Source organism: Geitlerinema sp. PCC 9228, assembly GCF_001870905.1.
Taxonomy (GTDB): Bacteria; Cyanobacteriota; Cyanobacteriia; order Cyanobacteriales; family PCC-9228; genus PCC-9228.
Genome location: NZ_LNDC01000135.1, coordinates 12687 through 31960, shown reverse-complemented (window position 1 = coordinate 31960; position 19274 = coordinate 12687). Strand labels below are relative to the sequence as shown.

The following is a 19274-nucleotide window of genomic DNA, read 5'->3' as shown; positions in this document are numbered from 1 at the left end:
TGAGATACAAGCATGACCTGGGTGCTTCTGTGGTAGGCAGCATCCCCTAACTTCACCAATATGGTTACAATTGACGCTTGAATTTGGGAATTTCGTTATGCAATTGGCGGAAAAAGGTTTCTCCGTGAGCTCAACCAGAAAAGGAAACGCACTCTACGATCCTTACTGATTTTTTTTGGAACAATCTTTAGCTTGCAGGAGAAAACGAACCAGCGACACACCCCAAATTCTAGATTACGGTATTTTTGCGGATTTCTATCCCACCAACGCCACAGTTTATAAAAACTTTAATTCCCCAACACTCAAATTTGGTCAAAAACCGAATTTCAATTGAGGAAAAAGGGCATAATTTTGCGTGTTTTCCTCAGAGGGAACCCGTTGGTGTTTCTTCATCCATTGCTGTCAGTATATGGGGAATTCACGGTTGGCCTCGTGACATATGTCAAGAGCCATCTTGGATTTTCGTCACCTGCTCTTGCCTTTCCGGATCGCTACCGACTTGCGATCGAAATCAAAAATATTCGGATAAAAATATAGTTATACGCTTGCAAATACGGTTATAGGGGATTTTTCCAGCCTTCCCGTAGGGATACGGCGCAAAGTTCCCCTACCCCACCGACAATCTCTTGCAAAACTTATGCCATTTCTAAAAAATAATGATTTCTTAAAACTTCTATGTTTTCTTGGCAAGGTTTTTTTGCAAGGCATCCCTATAAAATACCCCAATTATTTCTTGCAGAGTTTCAAGAACTCGATCCTAGCAGAAATGGGAGGCGATAACCAACCAAGCTCCCAGTCAAACTGCATCTCAATTTCTTGCAGTTCGGTCAATAGCCTCCGGGCTATTGACCGAGCCCAGTCCAAAATGTCAATCTACGCAGACCGTTCGCTTTGGGTTCTGGGATACTTATCCATCAGGTCTCTTACTTGTTCCGCATGATAGGAACTGCGCGTTAGGGGAGAAGCAACCACCTGCAAAAACCCAAGGGATTCTCCATACGCCCGCCAAACTTCAAATTGTTCCGGCGGAATAAAATCATCCAACTTCATATGCTTGCTGCTGGGTTGCAGGTACTGACCGATGGTCAAAATGTCGCAATCCACCTCCCGTAAATCCCGCATTACCTGACGGACTTCCGCATCGGTTTCTCCCATACCAACCATGATGCCAGATTTGGTATAAACCCAACGAGCATAGGCGCGGGTTTGCCGCAACAATTCCAAGCTGCGCTGGTAGTTGCCCCCAGGACGAGCGCGGCGATACAAGCGAGGGACGGTTTCGGTGTTGTGGTTGAGAACTTCCGGTCCGGCATCCAAAACTGTTTTCAAAGCCTCCCAGTTGCCACAAAAGTCGGGAACCAACAGTTCAATGCTGGTATGGGGGGAGCGCGATCGCACTTCCTCAATACAACGCACAAATTGAGAAGCCCCCCCGTCGTCCAAATCGTCGCGGTTGACCGAGGTGATCACCACGTGGTTCAATCCCATTTGCTGTACCGCTGTAGCCAGCCGGATGGGTTCGGTGGGATCGAGGGCTTTGGGGGACTTTTCAAAATCAATATCGCAGTAAGGACAAGCCCGGGTACACGCAGGTCCCATAATTAAAAACGTTGCCGTTCCTTTGTGGAAGCACTCGCCAATGTTGGGACAGGAGGCTTCTTCGCACACCGTATTGAGTCCCAATTCCCGGAGAATTCCCCGAACTTCGCCAATACGTTCGGGTTGGGGGGCTTTCACTCGCAGCCAGCTGGGTTTGTTTGTACTCACGCTTTCTCTGTTTCCAAATCGTTCGACGAATTTCTCTCCTTCATCCTATCTACATACAAGATTTTGTGCTATCCTAATACGTAGATAGAAAGGTATCGGGATGTAGCGCAGTTTGGTAGCGCACTTCGTTCGGGACGAAGGGGCCGCTGGTTCGAATCCAGTCATCCCGATTTTTTTTGGCTTTATACAGCTATTGAGCAGCGGACCCATTGCCGCGTCGCCCGGGCAGTCTCAGACCTTGAGCCTGTTCGCGGAATTCCTGTACGGCTTCGGAATAGTCAATAGGCATGACGGCAACGACGTTTTCGTGGGGACGGGGAATAATCACCCAAGATTCCAAAACACCGCCATAAGCATTCTCAACAGCTGCCACACCAGCGTCCATGGCGGTTTTCACTTCGGAAATGTCGCCGCGGATGTTAATGGTAAAACGCGCGCTACCGGCACGGATGTAGCCGACTAGGGTCACTCTACCAGCTTTTAACATGGCGTCGGCGGCGGCTAAAACGCCGGGAAATCCTTTGGTTTCTAGCGATCCAACTGCTTCTTGTGTCATAAATTTGCTCCAGTTCCAGTTTTCTTCAGAAATATCCCTATTGAGGTCGATTTTGCCCTATGAAAAGGGTGGGCGATCGCTTGGGAGGTGTGTCTGAGGTTTTCAAATCCTAGCGAAAAGGTTCTGCGGCTTCTGTATAGTCCACAGGCAGAACCGTGGCTACGTTTTCTGGGGGATTGGGAATCATGTAGTAGGTCAGCACTTCGGAACCATAAGGCTTTTCGGCAGCTTCGATGCCAGCTTCCATAGCCCGCTTTACCTCAGAAACCGGTCCCCGGATAGCTACAAAAAAGTGGCCGCTTTCTGCCCGAGAATACTGTACAACAGTGACGCGAGCCGTTTTCACCATAGCATCTGCGGCGGCCAGCGTCCCAGGAAACCCCATGGTTTCAATTACTCCAACGGCAACAGGCATGGATGGTTGCTTTCCTCCGTTTCGCTTGCAATACCTGCTTCTTATTGTACGAGGCGATCGCGGCAAAATAGATAGATATCTGATGAAAAAATGTTATCTTTTATGTTTGTTTCTCCTGGGGGTCCTAGATACTTTCACCAGCAACTGCTTGGGCAGAAAAAAGGGATTCGATTTTGTCAAGGATAGATGTACGGAGAATTGATGGGCTTTCCTGAAACGGGGTTGTATTTATTTTCAGAATATTCTCGGAGCGCTTCGAGCGGTACATGTAATGAAACCATCAACCAGCGATCGCTAGATTCTCCCCAATAAAGAAATTCCAAAAATTCAACGCCTGAGAATTTTGTGCCATACAATAGTTAATAGACATAGCGAGAAAAATTCATTTTCTTTTTCTGGGAGAAAAATCTACTCGTGCGTTTGGTGCCAAGCGTTATTGCCGAACTTCTTATGGATATACCAGAGCTAGAGCAGTACCTGCGTCCGCCGAGCAAATACAAGAGCCATTTTTCCTTAGAGTCTACACTGGCAGAATTGCAGCTATACGAAGCTCAATTAGATATTTATAGCTACTCTTACCAAGCTTGTCAAGCTTTTGAAAGCAACCCTTTCCTACCAGGGATTATCCTGATGTATGGAGGAGAGTTGGTAGGAATGATCTCTCGACGGCATTTTTTCGAACAACTCAGCCGTCCTTACGGTCGGGAACTTTTTTTAAGAAGGCCGGTGGGGAATTTATATCGGTTTGTGACGGTTCATTTAATGGTGATTCCCCAACAAACTTTGATTTCTAAAGCCGCCCAGCTGGTTTTATCCCGACCGCCGCATTTGCTGTACGAGCCAGTGGTGGTTCGCCAGCCCTCCCATCAAAATTCTACAGTTGGTGTCTATTCCCATCTTCCTACTTATAAAATTCTAGATATCCACCAACTTTTACTAGCGCAATCGCAAATTCATACCCTAGCAACAGAATTGCTACACAGCCTTTGCGAAGAGCTATCTGTCGCTAACAAAGAATTAAAAGATCTGGCTTATATCGATCCGCTAACCCAAGTAACCAATCGCCGGCGATTTGAAGAATATTTACAGCAACAGTGGAAGCAGCTATTGGAAGCCAAACTTTACCTTTCTCTAATTATTTGCGATGTAGATTTTTTCAAACGATTTAACGATACCCACGGTCACCAAGAAGGCGACAGATGTTTGCGCAGCGTTGCGGAAGCCATCAGGCGTGCAGCTAGACGACCGGCGGATTTGGTGGCTCGCTACGGGGGAGAAGAATTTGCTGTTATTTTACCGCAAACGCCGGCTGCGGGGGCCATTGAGGTGGCGAAAAATATCCAGGGGGCCGTGCGAAGCTTGTGTTTGCCCCATGCTGCCTCCCCGGTTAGTAGTTACGTTACCTTAAGTTTGGGAATTGCCAGTTTGGTGCCTACGAGTCAGATGACTAGCGAAACGCTCATCGAATGTGCCGATCGCGCTTTGTATCAAGCCAAACAAGCTGGTCGCGATCGCTTTAAATTATACACAGAAAATACTACATGAATGTGGTACGGAAAAGAACTGAAAATAGACGTTATCCTAAAGCTGGCTGTTGCAATTCCCATAACAGCATGGGCATAAGGGAAAAATCATGAAACTGGCTGTTTTTAGCACCAAAAGCTACGACCGCGCTTTCCTAGAAGCTGCTAACCAAAATTACCACCACGAAATTACTTTCCTGGAACCGAGTTTAAATCCAGAAACGGTTCCTCTAGCGTATGGCTATCCTGCTGTTTGTGCGTTCGTTCACGATAATGTAAACGCCGAAGCTTTGCGGAAACTCGCCGAAGGGGGAACCCAAGTCATTGCCCTGCGATGTGCGGGATTTAACAATGTGGACCTGCAGACGGCGAAAGAAATGGGACAAACGGTGGTCCGCGTTCCTGCCTATTCTCCCCATGCTGTGGCAGAATATACGGTAGGATTAGCCATTGCCCTCAATCGCAAAATTCACCGTGCCTACAACCGGGTCCGCGAGAGTAACTTTTCCCTCAACGGTTTGCTTGGGTTTGACTTCCACCAGCGTACTGTAGGCATTGTCGGTACTGGCAAGATTGGTGCTATTGTGGCGCGGATTTTTCAAGGATTTGGCTGCAAGCTGCTTGCTTACGACCTCTACCCCAATCCTGAGTGCAAGGAAATGGGGGTAGAATACGTTTCCCTGGAGGAAATTTTCTCCCGTTCCCATGTGATTAGCTTGCACTGTCCACTAACGCCAGATACCTACCATCTGATTAACCCAGAAACAGTCAGCCGCATGCAAGACGGTGTTATGCTGATCAACACTAGCCGCGGCGGTTTGATCGATACCCAGGCGGTTATTGATGGGTTAAAATCCGGTAAAATCGGTTCCTTGGGATTGGATGTGTACGAACAGGAAGAAGACCTGTTTTTTGAAGATTTATCGGAAATTGTCATTCAAGACGATACCTTTGAACGATTGCTCACTTTTCCCAATGTTTTGATTACCGGACACCAGGCATTCTTTACCCGAGAAGCCCTCACCAAAATTGCTGAAACCACATTAAGCAATATTTCTCAGGTAGAAAAGGGAGAGGAGTGCCCCAATGAAGTATCAGTAGAACGGATACAAACCAAAAAATAGCCTAAAAATTGTTTTTTATCATAGCGATCGCCCCAACTGCAATGGCGCGATCGCTTGACTATTACAACATCAACTAAGCAACAAAGCAAAAAAGCCGCACAAAGCAATGCCATCAAAAACGCCGGCACCACCAATGCTCAAAACCCCAGGACTCATGCGTTGAATGGCGCGTAAATTCAGCAAATCGGCACCAATTAACGTACCCAATACCCCACCAGCAAACGCAATGGGTGGGGCTTCTGCTGAGGCTTCCGTAAGCAAAATGGCACACAAAGAAGCCGTAACCGGTGGCAGCAAAGGATTCATACTAATCCCAATGCCGGGAACCACGTTAGAAGCAAAATAGCAAACCAGCGTCACAATGGCAGTCACCACCGCAATTTTGACAAAACTCGCTTGTCTGAGTTGGTACAAAGCCAAAACAATTGGAATCAAACCACCGCCAACATTGAGAGCAACCACGGTTTTTTGTTCGATTTTGCGTAGCGGAATTCCCCAAAACTGGCGCAACCACATTTCCGTAATGCTGGAAGCGACAGGTACTTCCGACTCAACTTCGTAGATGGGAATGTTAATGGTACTGCCGAGAATACTAGCAGCCAGCAACAGCAACGCCACATCCGGAGAAAAACCGAGTTTGGCTGCTGCAATTTCCAAAGCATCCAGCGTAATGGCAAACCAGATAAAAGGAAATAGCAGCAACAACAACAGGAACAAAATTAAAGAAACGGGAAGGTAAATCATAGACATGCTTACAAGCTCAAAATGAGTCACCTATCGCCTTCTATTGTCCCGCGAATTTGTTTTTCCTCCAAGATATCTGCCAGAGTTCGAGTGTTGGAAACCACGCGATCGCGTCCTTGCATTTTCGCTTCGTAGAGGCTATCATCTGCTACAGAAAGCAACAGGTCTTCGCTGAAGTCAGGTTGGGGAATGACAGAAGCCACCCCACAACTGAGGGTCACTACCGGGGCAATCTTGGACTTGGCGTGGGGAATAGCCAGTTTTTTGACTTGGTCTCGAACTTGTTCTGCTAAATAAATAGCTCCTTCCAGGTTGGTATTGAGCAAAATTAGAGCAAATTCCTCGCCGCCGTAGCGTGCCACCAAATCTGTAGAACGTTTGGCTACTTGCGTCAAAACCTCCGCTACTTGATGCAAACAGGCATCGCCAGTTTGATGGCCGTAAGTATCGTTGTACTGCTTAAAAAAATCTACATCGCACAGCACAATCGATAAAAACGAGCCTTCTCTAGCTAAATGTTGCCACGCCCAGTTTAAATAATCGTTAAAACGACGGCGATTGGCAATTTCGGTTAAACCATCGACCGTGGCTAACCGTTGCAACTCGCGGTTGGCTGCTTCCAACTGAGCGATTAACGCCTGTTCGGTTTCCATTTTGCGGTGAATTTCTTGCATCATCCACCGTTGTTGCAACAGCCGACGTACCCGCTGGCGCAAAACTGGCCAGTGAATGGGTTTGGTCACGTAGTCAGTGGCACCCACCTCAAACGCCAAATCCACAGATTTGGAATCTTCTAAAACAGTCACCATCAACACTGGCGGCACATCTTGCAGCTGCATTTCATGCAATTTGGTACAACAAGTAAAGCCATCCATCCCTGGCATCATGGCATCCAGTAAAACCATATCAACGGATTGTTCGGCACAAATTTGCAAAGCGTCTTTGCCATTAGCAGCTTCTAGGATAGAATAGCCTTGTTTTTCTAGAGTACGACGCAACACCAATCGCAGGGTTTTTTCGTCGTCTACGATGAGAATGCGGGATGGTTGCTCGGGATGGTTGCTTTCAGACATGGGAAACCTAACGCTCTTGAGATAGTTACAGTTGTTCTTGCAGTTGTTCTTGCAAAGCTTGGCGAACTTGAGAAAAGGCATCAGGCAATTGGGTTGCTATCTCGGAAGACTCTTCCACACGATTTTGTTTGCCTAGTTCCTGGAGTTGTTCGCATAAATTGGCTAGATAGCTAGCTCCTACGGTAGCACTGAGAGATTTCAAGGCATGAGCTGATGATGTGAGTTGTTGGGATTGGTTTTTCGCAATAGCTTGTTCGATGGCTTCTAGCCGCTGGGGAGCATCTTCTAAGTAACTATTTATCACTTCTTGCACGAATTCGCGATCGCCACCACCTGCTTTTTGTAATTCTCGCAAAATTTCCCAGTTAATAGCCGATGTGGTTGTGTCTTCTGTATTTTCTGGAGATACTGGCGATGGCGTACTCGATTGGTTCCCGTCCCACCAAACCTGCAACGCCGATGTTAGTTTGGACAGGCGAATGGGTTTGCTAATATAGTCATCCATACCAGCTTGCAGGCACTGTTCGCGATCGCTCAAACTAGCATGTGCGGTAATCCCAATAATATAAGGACGGCGCTGTAAATTTTCTTGACGCAGGTGACGGGTTGCCGTCAAACCATCCATCTCCGGCATTTGCACGTCCATCAGCACAATATCGTAGGGGATTTGCTGGCAGGCAGCCACGGCTTGCAAACCGTTTTCTACAGTATCGGCGTGGTATCCCAAGGTTTGCAACATTTGCTGTGCTACTTTTTGGTTGGCTGGTATATCTTCTACCAATAAAATGCGCACCGATGAAGGGGAAGCATCCGTACCAGTAGAATGTTTGGCAGTTGGTTGTGTGGTTTCGGTAGCAGCGAATGGTTGGGATGGTACGGCTAGGATGGACGCTAAAATTTGATACAGTTGGGTCAATTTCACTGGTTGCTCGACAATTTTGTCAAAGCGATCGCGTACTGTCGCTTGCCAACGAGAAATATTCACAGAACTTAATAAAACCAACGGCATATTTTTTGGCGAGATATCCAAATTTTGGATTTGTTCTGCCAACACCACACCATCCATATCTGGCAGATGGCTGTTCGTCATGGCAGCATCAAAGAACTCTCCCCGCTGCAAGCAAGCCAGTGCCTCGGAAGCAGAAGCTACCGCCAACACCTGCATTCCCCACGATTCCATACGCCGCGTATAAACTTCTCGCTGGGTAAGATTGCCATCCACCAACAGCAAACGCTTTTGTTGCCATTCAGCTATGGGTTGGGTTTGGGAAAAAATAGAGGGTTCGTCGGCTTCTGCCGCCACAGCCAGCACCACACGAAAATAAAAAATAGAACCAAAATCCACTGTTGATATAAAAGCTGGAATTGGCGATTCCCATTCACCAGGAGGAGAACCACCGATATTTCCTTGACTTTCTACCCAAATGGTACCCTCCATCACTTCTACCAAACGCTGGCTAATTGCCAACCCCAATCCCGTACCGCCGTAGCGACGGGAAATGGAACTATCAGCTTGTACGAACGCATGAAATAATTGCTCCATTGATTTGGCAGTAATACCAACTCCCGTATCCCGTACTGCAAAAGTGAGTTGGTAAGTAGATGGCGACTGAGATTTGGCAGATACCGCCAGCAGCACTTCTCCCGTTTCGGTAAATTTAACGGCATTGCTCAAAAGATTGAGCAAAATTTGTTGCAATCGGTTTTCGTCTCCAGTCAGAATTTCCGGAACCTCTGGCGAGATCCAGTAAGCCAAATCCAACTGTTTGTCATTGGCTTTGGGAGAAACCAAATCTAAGGAGCTTTCGACGCAGCGGTAAATGGAGAAAGGTTGCGTTTCCAGTTCCAGTCGATTGGACTCAATTTTAGAAAAATCAAGAATATCGTTAATGAGTGCTAACAAAACCTGGCTGCTGTCGGCGATGGTTTCGGTACACTCCCGTTGTTGTTCGCTGAGGTGGGTTTGCTGCAGGAGTTCTGCCATGCCAACAATGGCGTTCATCGGCGTACGAATTTCGTGGCTCATCATGGCTAGAAATTCGCTTTTGGCACGGTTGGCGGCTTCGGCTTCTTGTTTGGCACGTTGCAATTGTTGGTTGGCGGTACTGAGTTCGGTACGGCGATTGGTTTCGGCTTGCAATAAATTGGCTTGTGCCAGAGCAATTCCCAGTTGTGCGGCAACGGTTTCTAACAGTTCGATTTCGGCTGAGGTCCATTCTCGGTATGTATCTACTTGGTGCAGTGCAATGATGCCATTGGGTTCGTCGCGGTAGGAAGTCCGAATGGCAAGCATGGATTTGAGACCAATCTGGCGACACAAGTCAGTTGCGGGAGTTAGTAAAGGGTCGGTATAAACGTTGGGAGAGACCACGGCTTGGTCTTTTTCTAAAATTTTCCAGACGTGAGGATTGTTATGAACTGGTACTTGGTAGCTCAGATGGGGTACTTCGGGTTTGACGTATTGGGAAACTAGCGGAATTTTTGGCATGGAATCGTTGCTATAGCTGTGAATCAGGCAGCGAGAGGCGTTGAAGGCACGACCGATTTGACTGGCGGCGGTGTCGAAAATGTCTTGGGGATACCAACTTTGGCGAATTTGGTTTGTAATTTGTTCGGTTAGTTGACTCCGCTGTACTTGTCGTTCTAAAGAGCAAACCAGTTGTTGGCGATTGAGTTCGTTTCCGATCCACTGTGCCATCAGTCGAATGAGTTGGCGATCGCTTTCTTGAAAGTCTTGCCGGCGCGGGTGAAGGCTGAAAAAACTCAGGGTACCGTAAGGAAAACTACCAACTACAATCCGCGTTCCCAGAAAAGCTTCGATTTGGGTGGTTTGATAGGCTGGATGAATGCGCCAGGTGTCGTTATTTCCGGCATTCCGAAAAGCGATGGGTTCTTCGGAGGCCAATACTTGCTGGCAAAAGGTATCTTGTAGGTTGAAAATATCCCCAGTTTGGATATTTAGGGAAGATTTGGATGGGGTCTGTATGGCTTGGATTTGGTAGCGATCGCCTTGGATGTGGGAGATTATACCCATTTCCATGCCAAATTTTTGTCTTCCCATGGTGAGTAAAGCTTGCAAGCGTCGATGGAAGGTCAGTTTTTGGGAAGAAGCAATTTGATAAAGGTCGCGCAATGCTTCTTCTTCGGCTTGGGATTTTTGTTCGGCAAGTTTGCGGTTGGTAATGTCTTCGGCGATACCAGCTATACGATAAAGTTCCCCTTGCTCGTTGTAAACGCCAAAAGCGCGGTCGCGAATCCAACGAATTTCGCCGTCGGGACGGACAATACGATATTCTAAGTCAAATTCTCCCGATGCTTGCTTGTCAATTTTAGAAATAACGCGATCGCGGTCTTCTGGATGAATGGGATCTGTCCAGGCAAGCGGGTTTTGGTAAACGAAAGACCGATCTCTTCCCCAGATTTTTTCATAAGCGGGACTAACGTACAAAACTTGACGAAAATCAAAGGTACTCATCCAGAAAACTTGATTGATGTTTTCTGCGAGTTGCCGAAATTTCTCTTCGCTTTCCTGCAAACGCGCTTCTGCTAATTTGCGCTCGGTTATATCGGTTTGAACGCCGATATAATGGGTTAAATGACCGTTGCTATCCCATACTGGCGAAATGGATAGTTCGTTCCAAAATAGGGAACCATCTTTGCGGTAGTTTCTTAAGGTGACGTGGCAGCCTCTTTGTTCTTGCAAGGCTTGGCGAATTTCATCGATTGTGGCTTGCGAGCGTTCGTTTCCTTGCAGAAAGCTACAGCTATTTCCTAGAATTTCATGTTGTTGATATCCAGTTATACGTTCGAAGCCTTTATTTGCGTAAATAATGGGATTGCCTGGTTGTGCGGCATCGCTAATTAAAATTCCATTGGAACTGGCAGATATGGCTCGTTCTAGCAGTTGTAGCTGTTGCTGGCGCTGGCGGCGATCGCTGACATCCCGTACAATACCTACAAATCCCAGTACGTTGTCTTGGGAGTCTCGAACGGGAACACCAACGGTTTCTCCCCAAAAGGTTTTGCCGTTGCGGGTTTGATATGCGATTTCCTTGCGAGAAGGATCTTCGGACGCAGTGACATTAAACCGTTGTTCCCCTTGATGGTAAAAGTCTGCTGAGTTGGCGTACAAAAACTGGGTCGTTCTTCCCAAGACTTCCTGGGATTGGTAACCAAATATGTCTGTAAAGGCTGGGTTGACCATCACAATTTGCCGTTTTTCGTCGGCAAAGATGATGGCATCGGGTAGCGAACGGAAGATGGCACGAAATTCGGCGCTGGTTTTTTGCAGTTTTGAGTTGGCTTTTTCTAAGGCTTGGGTGCGTTCTTGTACTTTGGTTTCTAGTTCGTTGTTCAGGGTTTTGATTTTTTCTTCTGCTTGCTGTCGTTCGGAAACTTGTTTGGCTAATTCTTGGTTGGCTTGTTCTAGCGGTTTGGGACTGGGAAGAGCAATAATTTTTGGCAGGACAGGAACCAGCCACAAGGCTGTATAGCAGGAAATGAGACTGGTTATGGCTTTGATACTACCAGAAAACCAATATGTAGGATGCCAGAGAGTCCACGCTTCTAACAGATGTGTGGTACCGCAGCCAAGAATAAAAAGACTAAAGAAAATAAAAATCCCTTTAAAGGGGATGTCATTTCGTTTCCAAATAAAGTAAATTAACAATAAAGTTATAATGTAATAAGATATAGCGATGGTAAAATCGGACAGTGCGTGCAACCAAACAAGTTGTGTTTGCCAAAGATAGCAACTTCCATGAGGCATATAGCCACTTGTGAATAGAAAATGAGAAGAAATTTCAATCATGGTTATTGCGATCGCCAATATCAGAAGGAACTAAGAATAATTCTAGCTGGTTTTTATCCTAGTTAGACGGCACTGGGTCAATAAAAATTGAGCGTTTCCCGGATCGTCATTGCTGCCATCGGGGTACTGAATCCTGTTGGGGTGGACAAGGGGAGAGGCGATTTTACTAACAATTCCTAAATTATTTTAAATTTTATTTACAAATATCTGGGAAACAAATTGCTTTCAATCTATCTGCTAGCAATAACAGCAGCTATCTTGGCTACCGCTAGGAGTTTGACCTTTTTTAACAAAAACCGGTATGATTTTCCCAGATGGGAAACGGTTAAAAGATACTACCCTATTTTGAGCTAAGGGGAAATTTTAGCCGGTTGCCGTCTTGCTGGCGGCCAGGTTTAGCGTGTATATTCAATAGGCTAGAAGCAAATCCCATTTTTTGATGGGAGTTGGGTACTTCTGAGATATTGGTTGGCGTTCCTAGTGCCAACCAGCTGCAAGAAGTGCCGCGCACATGCATCTGAAGCTGTACCTGTTATCGTACTTCAATCTCTGAATTCTTATGAACTCCGAAACTCAAAAAGAAGAGCAATCCAACGTTTCTGTCAACGCGGAGGAACGCGGTGACTTGGTTCCAGTTGCTTCCGAGGAAGAATCCAATTCTCAATGGGAGCAAACCAGACAAAAAATTCTACAACTGCTGTCTGAGTTGCCGGAACAAATTGGGAATTTCCTTGGGGAGTACCAAAAACCTTTGGTTACGGTACTGCTGATTGTTGGTACCATCATTACGTTGAAGGTACTGCTGGCTATCCTATCGGCGATTAACGAAATTCCTCTACTAGCGCCTTTATTTGAAGTCATTGGCATGGGATACTCGGCCTGGTTTATCTGGCGCTATTTACTAAATGTATCTACCCGCCAGGAACTCGCTCAAGGGTTTTCCAATTACAAGGAACAAATCCTGGGCAGCGGACAGTCGAAAAAATCTTCTTAATTTCTCCCAGCTAGAGGGCGATCGCTATATCAATATATTTCTTAGGAGGGTGGACTTTTGTGCCACCCTTGTTCGTCTGTCCACAAAAAAACCTAGGGGTAGGTGCCAACGACCTTTTCCCTAGGTTTGTTGCTGAAAAATGAAAAAGAGCGGGTAACGCGATTCGAACGCGCGACATCCACCTTGGCAAGGTGGCGCTCTACCACTGAGCTATACCCGCTTGCTTTGGTCGATCGGGTGCTTTCCGTGAAAGCCTTTTATTATTATGGCAAAAGTTTCCGGGAGTGTCAAGGGATTTTTAAATTTGCTCGCCAAAATCTTCCGGCGTTTCGGATGGGGAAAACCAAACACTGGATTCGGCGGGTTTGGTGGTGGTGTTTTCCCCTTCTGCCGAACCAGCTAGCATGCCGGGGGAGTGACCGAGTTTGCCCGCGATCGCATTTTGCCGTAAATTACGCATGAGGCTGCCCATCTCCAGAGCATTCATGGCATAACTCCACCCCAAATTGCTTTTGATGCCAGCCCGTTCTAAGGCTTGCTGCATGGTATCGGCGGTAATTACCCCAAAAACCACGGGAACGCCGGTTTGGAAGCTGGCGTTGGCAATGCCTTTGGAGGCTTCGGCGGCTACGTAGTCAAAGTGGGGCGTTTGACCGCGAATGACCGCTCCCAGACAAATAATAGCATCGTAGTTGCTAGCAAGGGCTAACTGGCGGGCTACCATGGGCAGCTCGAAGCTACCGGGCACCCAGATATAATCAACTTGGCTACCATGGGGGTTGGTATCGACACCGTGACGCTGGAGGCAATCCTGGCATCCCTGCAGGAGCTTGTTGGTAATCATGTCGTTAAAACGACCAATAGCGATCGCGAATTGCAAGGATTGCGCGTCGGTAAAAGTTCCTTCAAAAACAGTCATGTTGGCTGTGGTTGATGAAATAGAGATTTATAGAGATTTTGAACGGTTGAAAATGAATATCAAAAATAGAGGGGAAAAAGGCATCGGGCAGGGTCAACCCCGCCCACTTTTTCCCGCATACCTAGCAAAATTTTTTGGCTATAGGCTTGGAAGCTGCTAGAGGTTATACCACCAGGTAGTTGAGAACGCCAACGGCGATCACCAAAAGAATCCACAATCCAGAACCAACGAAAATCAATCTTTTGGATTGATCCCAGTTGGCAGGAGAAGCATAGGCAACTGGCACAGCCACCACCATCACGAAAGAAAGTAAAACCAGCGCCGTTAAAGCTACTTGAAACAAAATAGACATGTTCCTTTTCTCCCAAGACAGTACGATAAAGAACTAGTGAAAATTACTTAAAAACTAGGTAGGTATGGGGAACGCGATCGCCCCCGAGTAGTACGCTACCAAAAAATGGGTCGATCGCGGCTATATTTTCTCCGAGCTTGCCCAACTTTTGCCTACCTTTTTCCGAAAACTGCCTGGTTTTTTTAAGCGGAGGCTGTTTCTGCCAATTTGCTGAGCTTTTCCTGTTGGTCTTTGGCAATACAGGCTTGGATAATGGATTCCAGGTTGTGGTTGCCGGCAAGGGTATCTCCTTCCAAAACCGTATCGAGGTTGAAATTTTGGTTGAGACGGTGGTCGGTGACGCGGTTGTCTTTGTAGTTGTAAGTGCGGATTTTTTCGGAACGTTCGCCGCCGCCAATTTGCGATCGCCGCATGTCCGTAACTTCGCTATGCTGTTTTTGCAGCTCCCATTCGTACAGTTTGGCGCGCAAAATTTGCATGGCACGTTCGCGGTTTTGCAGCTGCGATCGCTCTTCTTGACAGAAAATACGCCATCCCGTTGGTTTGTGGTACAAATCGACAGCGGTTTCCACCTTGTTCACATTTTGCCCACCGGCACCGCTGGCACGTGCGGTTTTAATTTCCACATCTTTGGGATCGATTTGCACATCCACATCGTCCACTTCCGGCATCACGGCCACCGTAGCTGTAGACGTATGCACGCGACCCCCCGCTTCGGTGGCTGGTACCCGTTGCACCCGGTGTACGCCGGCTTCGTATTTTAGCTTGCTGTATACCCAATCGCCGCGAATTTCCAGAATGGCTTCTTTAAACCCGCCAGCCTCTGAAGGGGATTCGCTTAACAACTTCACCTGCCAGTTTTGGCTTTGAGCGTAGCGGGTGTACATGCGCACCAAATCCCCCGCCCAAATGCAGGCTTCATCGCCTCCGGTACCAGCGCGCACTTCCAACATAATGCTTTTCTCATCGTTGGGATCGCGCGGCAAAAGCAAGATTTTTAAGCGATTTTCAATATTTTCTAGTTTTTCTTGTAACTGTTGGACTTCCAGCTGCGCCATTTCGCGCATTTCCTGGTCGCCACCCGCATCTTTAAGAATTTGTTTGGCTCCGTCTAGTTCCTCGTTCACCTCTTTCCAGGTGTTGTAGGTACTGATGATGTCATCAAGCATCGAACGCTCTTTGGCAATCCGTTGCAGCTCGCTCGGATCGCTGCTTACATCCGGATCGGCCAGACGGCGCGTTAGCTCTTGATAGGTTTGTTCGACGGATTGTAGTTTGTTGAGTAAATAAGCTTCAGCCATAATGCCGCGATCGCCATGTCGAGATAGCAGAGAATTCTAGCAGCCCCTTGGCGCTGCTAGAAAAGAACAAGGACCCAACCAGCATCAAAATGCCCCTCGTAGGACACCTGATTATTTATTTTGTCTGGTTGTTTTTTCCTTTCATACCATATTTTCTCAAGAACCGCTCGACACGTCCTTCCGTGTCAATAATTCGTTGGGTTCCCGTGTAGAAAGGATGGTTCCCCGACCAAACGTCTACGTGAAGTTCCGGTTGGGTAGAACCGACGGTGGTTACCCACTCGCCGTTACAGTAAACTTTCGCTTCGGGATACCATTGAGGGTGAATGTCTGGTTTGGGCATAACCAACTCCGAAAAATAGCCAATGATACGATGAAACAGTAGAAAGAAAGATTCTCGCTGGAATGATTGGGGACGGCAGATTGCAGCGCCCAATCTACCGCTGTTATTGTTATTTTAACGTTTTTTGCCAGTCCCTGCGATCTAGCGTTTCGAGTATTGCGGGGACTTGCGAGCTTTACGCAGCCCGTACTTGCGCCGTTCTTTTGCCCTGGGGTCACGGGTCAAATAGCCTTCGCTCTTGAGGGGATGGCGGTTTTCCGGGTCGAGCTGGCAAATCGCCCGCGCCACCCCCAAACGAATGGCTTCTGACTGTCCGGTCAAGCCGCCGCCGTGGACGTTGACCAAGACATCGTAGTCGTTTTCCAGTCCCAGGGTCTCCATGGGAGATTTTAGTTTGGCCAGATGACTGGGATTTTCTTGAAAGTAGTCGTCGGCACTCTTTTTGTTAATGGTGACTTGACCATCTCCGGGAACCAAACGCACTCTAGCTACAGAGGTTTTGCGGCGACCGGTTCCTCGATAGACAACCCGGTCGGTTTCGTTTACTGCCATGATTCTCCTCCTTTCGGAATGGTTTGCAAGTCAATTTTTTGTGGTTTTTGCGCGGTGTGGGGATGTTCCGGACCGGCATAGATTTTGAGTTTTTTCAGCATTTGCCGCCCCAAGGTGTTTTTGGGGAGCATGCCTTTGACAGCTTCTTGGATGATGCGCTCGGGAATGCGGTTTTTCAGCTGCTCGAAGGTCTCTACCTTCATGCCGCCGGGTCTTCCGGAGTGGCGGCGGTAGAGCTTTTGATAGCGTTTTTTACCGGTCACGGCCACTTTATCGGCGTTGACCACGACGACGAAAGCTCCCGTATCCATGTGGGGCGCGTATTGGGGGTTGGTTTTGCCTTTTAAGAGGTTGGCCAGTTCGCTGGCCAAACGTCCCAGACGCTGCCCAGAGGCATCAACGACGTACCAGGGACGTTCTACGTCTTTGGGGGTGGGTGTGTAGGTTTTGTTCATTGTTTCGATCCTTATAGTGACTCCTGGGTTGGCCCATGGCAGGTGGAGGCAGGTGGGGGAGCATCGGCCGTCAGGGGACGAACCAGAAAGTGGGGCATGGTAGCCTGCCAAATGCGCGGAGAAAAGGGGGAATGGGGATAGCCTACACCCAGCAAACACAATCCGTGGGCGGGGGCAGCGTATTTCACCAGTTCGCGCCGTTCTTGCTGCCAAATATCTTGAAAGTCAGCTACGGAGAGCTGTTTTCTCCCTACCAACACTAGCATGCCTACCAGCAAACGCATCATGCCGTAGAGAAAGGCATTGGCTTGCATGTCGATGTACAGGAAAGACCCCAGACGCCGGCAGGTGGCGCGGTGGACGTTGACCCAAGCATGGGTGCGTTGGGAACCGCTGCGCTGAAAAGCGGACAGGTGGTGCTGCCCGAGTAAGGGAATCAGTGCTTGTTGGATGGCTAGTTCATCGAGCGCGGCGTGGTAGTAGTGCCAAGCAAAGGGCCGGATGAATAGGTTGGGGATGGCGTCGGTATAGATGGTATAGCGATAGCGACGCCAGATCGCGGAAAAGCGTGCATGCCAGTTGGCGGGAACCGATTGCGAGTCTAAAATGGTGATATCTGCGGGTAGTTGGGCGTTTAAGACCGCTTTCCATTTGGTGGCCGGAATGGAGCTGTTGGCTTCAAAGTGGGCTACTTGGGCAGCGGCGTGAACGCCCGTATCGGTTCTGCCGGCGGCAATGAGGGGAACCTGTTGTTGGGCAATGGAAGCGATCGCGTTTTCCACTTCTTCTTGGACGGTGCGTTGCTGGGGTTGCCGCTGCCATCCGTGAAAATGGGTCCCCACGTACTGGAGAACCAGGGCAATTCGCTGCTTGGACGCACTCATGAATGGCCCGGCCTGCTAGACCAGCTCCACAATCGCCATATCCGCGTTGTCGCCGCGGCGGCTGACGGTGCGGATGATGCGGGTATAACCCCCTTGGCGATCGCCGTAGCGTTCGTGGACTTGGCTGAACAGGGCATGCACGAGGTTTTTATCGTAAAGGTAGCCCAAGGCCCGCCGCCGGTCTTCCAGGGTTCCTTTTTTGGCTAGGTTGACAATCCGTTCGGCTTCGGAGCGGACGGCTTTGGCCCGGGCTTTGGTGGTGGTGACGCGACCGTGGCGGATGAGTTCGGTGGTTAGCGATCGCAACAGCGCCCGCCTTTGGTCGGCTGGCTTGCTTAGATGGGGAACACGACGACGGTGACGCATGGTTGTACGGAAATATCTTCAAACGACAAGTGGATGAGAAAGACGGATACGCCATAACTAAGGGCGTTCCCGACCAGCCAGCCCCTGGCATGGCAGGGGAGAGGCAGCGCTTCAATGTCTACGGCGTTCTGGCTGGTTTTTCTTGGGGAAGGGTAATCCCCAAACGTTTTTGCAGGGCTTCGATTACCTCGTCGGCAGATTTCTGCCCGAAGTTTTTAATTTCTAGAAGTTCTTCCTGGGTATAATCCAGTAAGTCGGCTACTGAATTGATTTGGGCGCGTTTGAGGCAATTGTAAGCACGTACGGATAGCTGCAGTTCTTCGATGGGAATCTGGCTGGTGGGGTCTTCCACGGGAGATTCTTCTTTGTCCATGGACTCCAAAGTAATATCCTTGAGCGGCGAAAACAAATCCACCAGCACTTTGGCTGCTTCGCTGAGGGCTTCTTGGGGGGGCAAGCTACCGTTGGTCCAAATTTCCCAAATCAGCCGCTCTTTTTCCAAAGAACCGCCTACCCGGGCATCTTCGACAATATAGTTTACCTTCCGCACGGGCATAAAGACGGCATCGATTTGCAGAAAGTCCAAAGCCGATCCGTCTTCTTGACTTTTTTCTACTGGTCGGTAGCCCACTCCTCGCTCGATGCGAAACTCCATTTCCAGGGTTGCCCCCTCCGAAAGGGTAGCAATATGCTGGTTGGGATTGATGGTTTCCACTTCCGAGGGAACGTCAAAGTGTTCCGCTCGAGCTTCGGCAGGTCCCTGAACCAACAACCGACCGATTTGTGGCTGGGAGGAATGGCTTCTGAGGACGATCTCTTTCATGTTGAGCAGAATTTCGAGCACATCCTCCCGCACGCCTGGAATGGTGGCAAATTCGTGATTGACGCCGGCAATCCGCACCGCCGTGACTGCGGTTCCTTCTAGGTTGGACAGCAGCACCCGCCGCAGAGCGTTGCCGACGGTGGTTCCTTGCCCTCTTTCTAGCGGTTCGATGACGAATTTGCCGTATTGACTGCGATCGGATTCAATTGTGTGGGTTTCCACACATTCTATTTGAAACTGCGCCACGGAGTAACCTCCCTTCTCCTGTATCAA

General features: G+C 48.5%; 18 protein-coding genes and 2 tRNA genes. 4 read left to right on the top strand and 16 right to left on the bottom strand.

Annotation, left to right across the window (positions count from 1 at the left end; genetic code table 11):
* Positions 1 to 873: 873 nt before the first annotated feature.
* Complete coding sequence (gene lipA / locus AS151_RS14795) at positions 874 to 1767, bottom strand: lipoyl synthase (RefSeq protein ID WP_071517831.1); 894 nt, start codon at positions 1765 to 1767, stop codon at positions 874 to 876.
* Positions 1768 to 1863: 96 nt separating this feature from the next.
* Between lipA and AS151_RS14790 the strand changes: the two genes are divergently transcribed.
* A tRNA-Pro gene (locus AS151_RS14790) sits at positions 1864 to 1937 on the top strand.
* Positions 1938 to 1957: 20 nt separating this feature from the next.
* On the opposite strand, the gene AS151_RS14785 is transcribed toward AS151_RS14790, so the two are convergent.
* Both AS151_RS14785 and AS151_RS14780 read right to left on the bottom strand, forming a co-directional pair.
* Complete coding sequence (locus AS151_RS14785) at positions 1958 to 2323, bottom strand: carbon dioxide-concentrating mechanism protein CcmK (protein ID WP_071517830.1); 366 nt, start codon at positions 2321 to 2323, stop codon at positions 1958 to 1960.
* Positions 2324 to 2432: 109 nt separating this feature from the next.
* Positions 2433 to 2738, bottom strand: coding sequence for a carbon dioxide-concentrating mechanism protein CcmK (locus AS151_RS14780; protein ID WP_071517829.1), 306 nt, complete (start codon positions 2736 to 2738; stop codon positions 2433 to 2435).
* A gap of 450 nt (positions 2739 to 3188) precedes the next feature.
* Here AS151_RS14780 and AS151_RS14770 point away from each other — a divergent pair, with 450 nt between their 5' ends.
* Positions 3189 to 4283: a GGDEF domain-containing protein gene (locus AS151_RS14770; RefSeq protein ID WP_084639619.1), complete on the top strand. Its 1095-nt coding sequence runs from the start codon at positions 3189 to 3191 to the stop codon at positions 4281 to 4283.
* Between the two features lie 88 nt (positions 4284 to 4371).
* Positions 4372 to 5385: a 2-hydroxyacid dehydrogenase gene (locus tag AS151_RS14765; protein ID WP_071517827.1), complete on the top strand. Its 1014-nt coding sequence runs from the start codon at positions 4372 to 4374 to the stop codon at positions 5383 to 5385.
* Between the two features lie 69 nt (positions 5386 to 5454).
* Here AS151_RS14765 and AS151_RS14760 read toward each other — a convergent pair whose 3' ends face one another.
* Genes AS151_RS14760 through AS151_RS14750 form a run of 3 tightly spaced genes read right to left on the bottom strand, consistent with a single transcriptional unit; the run spans position 5455 to position 11925 of the window.
* Complete coding sequence (locus tag AS151_RS14760; protein WP_071517826.1) at positions 5455 to 6129, bottom strand: DUF1614 domain-containing protein; 675 nt, start codon at positions 6127 to 6129, stop codon at positions 5455 to 5457.
* A 26-nt stretch (positions 6130 to 6155) separates the two neighbouring features.
* Entirely contained in the window at positions 6156 to 7202 is a 1047-nt protein-coding gene (locus AS151_RS14755) for a PleD family two-component system response regulator (protein WP_071517825.1), read from the bottom strand.
* 25 nt (positions 7203 to 7227) lie between these two features.
* Positions 7228 to 11925 carry a PAS domain S-box protein gene (locus AS151_RS14750; RefSeq protein ID WP_071517824.1) on the bottom strand — a complete coding sequence of 1566 codons (4698 nt, stop codon included), beginning with the start codon at positions 11923 to 11925 and terminating at the stop codon, positions 7228 to 7230.
* 646 nt (positions 11926 to 12571) lie between these two features.
* Between AS151_RS14750 and AS151_RS14745 the strand changes: the two genes are divergently transcribed.
* Positions 12572 to 13006 carry a CAAD domain-containing protein gene (locus tag AS151_RS14745; protein WP_071517823.1) on the top strand — a complete coding sequence of 145 codons (435 nt, stop codon included), beginning with the start codon at positions 12572 to 12574 and terminating at the stop codon, positions 13004 to 13006.
* 148 nt (positions 13007 to 13154) lie between these two features.
* On the opposite strand, the gene AS151_RS14740 is transcribed toward AS151_RS14745, so the two are convergent.
* From AS151_RS14740 to AS151_RS14695, 10 genes are all read right to left on the bottom strand, one after another.
* Positions 13155 to 13226: transfer RNA gene (locus AS151_RS14740), tRNA-Gly, on the bottom strand.
* 78 nt (positions 13227 to 13304) lie between these two features.
* Positions 13305 to 13925, bottom strand: a complete 621-nt coding sequence (gene ribH, locus AS151_RS14735; protein WP_071517822.1) for a 6,7-dimethyl-8-ribityllumazine synthase — start codon at positions 13923 to 13925, stop codon at positions 13305 to 13307.
* Between the two features lie 163 nt (positions 13926 to 14088).
* On the bottom strand, positions 14089 to 14277 hold the full coding sequence (gene psbZ, locus AS151_RS14730) for a photosystem II reaction center protein PsbZ (RefSeq protein WP_071517821.1): 189 nt from the start codon (positions 14275 to 14277) through the stop codon (positions 14089 to 14091).
* 182 nt (positions 14278 to 14459) lie between these two features.
* The gene (gene prfA, locus AS151_RS14725) at positions 14460 to 15578 is read right to left on the bottom strand and encodes a peptide chain release factor 1 (protein ID WP_071517820.1); all 1119 of its coding nucleotides are present in this window, start codon (positions 15576 to 15578) and stop codon (positions 14460 to 14462) included.
* A 115-nt stretch (positions 15579 to 15693) separates the two neighbouring features.
* Entirely contained in the window at positions 15694 to 15921 is a 228-nt protein-coding gene (gene rpmE / locus AS151_RS14720) for a 50S ribosomal protein L31 (protein WP_071517865.1), read from the bottom strand.
* A gap of 141 nt (positions 15922 to 16062) precedes the next feature.
* Positions 16063 to 16476, bottom strand: coding sequence for a 30S ribosomal protein S9 (gene rpsI / locus AS151_RS14715; RefSeq protein WP_084639616.1), 414 nt, complete (start codon positions 16474 to 16476; stop codon positions 16063 to 16065).
* Complete coding sequence (gene rplM / locus AS151_RS14710; RefSeq protein WP_071517818.1) at positions 16464 to 16928, bottom strand: 50S ribosomal protein L13; 465 nt, start codon at positions 16926 to 16928, stop codon at positions 16464 to 16466. The genes rpsI and rplM overlap by 13 nt, the downstream gene beginning before the upstream one ends.
* A gap of 11 nt (positions 16929 to 16939) precedes the next feature.
* Complete coding sequence (truA, locus tag AS151_RS14705; RefSeq protein ID WP_071517817.1) at positions 16940 to 17812, bottom strand: tRNA pseudouridine(38-40) synthase TruA; 873 nt, start codon at positions 17810 to 17812, stop codon at positions 16940 to 16942.
* Between the two features lie 15 nt (positions 17813 to 17827).
* A complete protein-coding gene (gene rplQ, locus AS151_RS14700; RefSeq protein ID WP_071517816.1) occupies positions 17828 to 18178 on the bottom strand; it encodes a 50S ribosomal protein L17 in 351 nt (116 codons plus the stop codon).
* Positions 18179 to 18296: 118 nt separating this feature from the next.
* Positions 18297 to 19247, bottom strand: a complete 951-nt coding sequence (locus AS151_RS14695; protein WP_170861411.1) for a DNA-directed RNA polymerase subunit alpha — start codon at positions 19245 to 19247, stop codon at positions 18297 to 18299.
* Positions 19248 to 19274: the final 27 nt, after the last annotated feature.